At 74.7% G+C, this 2,060-nt stretch carries 3 protein-coding genes; 2 read left to right on the top strand and 1 reads right to left on the bottom strand.

The annotated features are described in order from the left end of the window. Both C5508_RS19160 and C5508_RS19155 read left to right on the top strand, forming a co-directional pair. The coding region (locus C5508_RS19160) for an LPXTG cell wall anchor domain-containing protein (protein ID WP_113684669.1) at positions 1–505 on the top strand (505 nt) is incomplete at its 5' end. A gap of 110 nt (positions 506–615) precedes the next feature. Beyond that, positions 616–1,473, top strand: coding sequence for an LCP family protein (locus tag C5508_RS19155; protein WP_232797311.1), 858 nt, complete (start codon positions 616–618; stop codon positions 1,471–1,473). 6 nt (positions 1,474–1,479) lie between these two features. Here the strand turns inward: C5508_RS19155 and C5508_RS20070 are convergent. Next, the coding region (locus C5508_RS20070; RefSeq protein WP_198598196.1) for a VIT1/CCC1 transporter family protein at positions 1,480–2,060 on the bottom strand (581 nt) is incomplete at its 5' end.

Raw genomic sequence — 2,060 nt, 5'->3', positions numbered from 1 at the left:
CACCACCCCGGTCGCCCCCACCACCGCGACGCAGACCTCCAGCACCCCCGCACCGGCCACCGTCACCAAGGACGCCAGCGGCAGAATCACCATCACGGCCGCGCCCGGGCAGAACCTGACCGCGAACGCCCCGCTGAAGACCGGCGACAAGGTGACCCTGCGCCTCTCCGGCTTCACGCCGAATGAGCAGGTCACGCTGGTCCTGCACTCGAAGCCGATCACGATCGGCACCTTCCGGGCCGACGGCCAGGGCGTCGTCCTCGCCTCGGTCACCCTCCCGGCCGGCGTCGAGGCCGGCCAGCACAACCTGGTCGGCACCGACAGCACCGGCGTCGTGCGCTCCTACCCCCTGACGCTCTCCGCCACCTCCGGCGCGAGCGGCGACCTGGCCTACACCGGCGCCGACCCCACGGCCCCGCTGATCGGTGGCGCCGCACTGCTGGTTCTCGGTGGCGGGCTCGTCCTGATGACCCGCCGCCGGCGGCCGACCGGAGCCCAGGTCTGAGCACCACCGCATCTCCCGACGGCGCCGGACAGGGCATTCCTGTCCGGCGCCGTCGGCGTCTCCGCCGCCCGGGATTGCGACCGGCTCTCGCCGCGCTCGCGGTCCTGGCGGTGCTGCTCGGTGACGCGGGGCTCCTCGCCTCCCGCGTGGACCGGATGACCGTGGACCTGCATCCCGGTCCCGGCACGACCTGGGTGCTCGTCGGCCTGGACAGCCGGGCCGACCTCCCCGACGGCGCCTCCGAGGCCGAGTTCGGCTCGGCCCGCGACGTCCCGGGCAGCCGGGCCGACATCGTCCTCGTCGTGCACGAGTCCGACGCCGGCGCCACCACCGTCGTCCCGGTTCCCCGCGACCTCCTCGTGCAGGCGCCCGGCGGACGGAGCCGACTGGCGCTGACCTGGCTGGAGGGTCCCCAGGAGACGGTCGACGCGCTGTGCGGCCTCGGCATCCCGAGCGACCACCTGGTCGCCGTCGACCTCGCCGGGTTCGTCGACGTCGTGGACGCCGCCGGAGGGCTCACCCTCGACGTGCCGGAGACCGTGCGCGATCCGCTGGCCGGCCTTCACCCCATCGAGGAGGGCACGCACGAGGTGGACGGGCGCACCGCGCTCGCCCTGGTGCGCTCCCGGCATCCCGAGCACCTGGTCGACGGCCGCTGGGTGCCGGCGCCGGTCGATCCGGACGCCCGCGCCGAGGCGTCCGGCGCGGTCCTGCAGGCACTGGTCGCGGAGATCGGCGACAGCCGCTGGTCGCCGCTGCGGCTGCAACGCCTCGCCTGGGCCGCCTCGGGCTCCCTGACCGTCGACGAGGAGAGCTCGATCGCCGAGCTGGCGAGCCTCTCCGCGGTGGAACCCGGCACCGTCACGATGCTGCCGACGCGGTCACCGGACCCCGCGGCGATGGTCCGCTTCCCCGACGCGGCGACGCGCGAAGCCGTCGCCGCCGCCGGGCTCTCCTGCAGCGGCTGACCGCCCTCAGGCGACGCCGACGCCGATCGCCGCGCCGATCAGGTAGGTGATCCCCGCTGCCGCGGCGCCGAACAGCAGCTGGCGCAGTCCGGCGAACCACCACGCGCGGGGCGTGAAGCGGGCGGAGACCGCCCCGGCGGCGAACAGCCCGACCCCTCCGCACACCAGCGCCACCCACAGCAGCGACGAGCCGAGCAGGAACGGCAGCAGCGGGACGAGCGCGCCGGTGGCGAAGGTGAAGAAGGACGACACCGCCGCCACCCGCGGCGACGGCTTGTCCTCGGGGTTGAGTCCCAGCTCGGCGACGACGTGCAGACGCAGCGCGGTCTCGGGGTCCCGGGAGAGTTGGACGGCGACCTGCTGGGCCAGCCGGTCGTCGACACCACGCACGCGCAGCATCTCGACCAGTTCGGCGAGCTCGCCCTCGGGGTTGCGCTCGAGCTCCCGCCGCTCCTTCTCGACCTCGAGGTCGAGCTGCTCGTTCTGGGTCTTCACGGAGGTGTACTCCCCGAGCGCCATGGAGATGGCGCCGGCCACGAGGCTGGCGACACCGGAGAGCACGATCGCCCGGGACGACGCCCCGCCGC

This window comes from Blastococcus atacamensis (assembly GCF_002938425.1).
In the GTDB taxonomy this organism is placed as follows: domain Bacteria; phylum Actinomycetota; class Actinomycetes; order Mycobacteriales; family Geodermatophilaceae; genus Blastococcus; species Blastococcus atacamensis.
Note: the sequence above shows the minus strand (reverse complement) of the source record. Positions and strands in the feature narration are given on the sequence as shown.